The organism is Alkalihalophilus lindianensis (assembly GCF_032843265.1).
Classification (GTDB): Bacteria; Bacillota; Bacilli; order Bacillales; family Bacillaceae_D; genus Alkalihalophilus; species Alkalihalophilus lindianensis.
In genome coordinates this window covers 1-271 of sequence record NZ_JAWJBA010000339.1, presented here as the reverse complement: position 1 = coordinate 271, position 271 = coordinate 1, and the positions used below count along the sequence as shown (strand labels likewise).

General features: G+C 68.6%; 1 protein-coding gene. It reads right to left on the bottom strand.

Annotation, left to right across the window (positions count from 1 at the left end):
* A partial coding sequence (locus RYX56_RS26585; protein WP_317124139.1) for a hypothetical protein occupies positions 1–271 on the bottom strand: 271 nt, incomplete at both ends.

Below are 271 nucleotides of genomic sequence, written 5' to 3'. Positions count from 1 at the left end.
ATCCGAGATGGGTCGAGGACACGGTCGCGATGCGCGACAGGATCGATTCGGTCCCGCGCTCGCCGCCGAACGCCAAATCGTCGCCATCCAGCCGGGTGGCGACGCCTGCGAAGTGCGAATAGGGAAGGTCGGTCTTGGTTGCGGTGACGATGATCTGTTCGTCGGCCGAAGCGACATAGTCGTGCGATGGCTCGCGCGCCCTGGGTTGCGGGGCGGCGCGGACCGGCGGCGGGCTTTGCCGGACGAGCCTTTGCGGCTCGCGGCGCCGTTC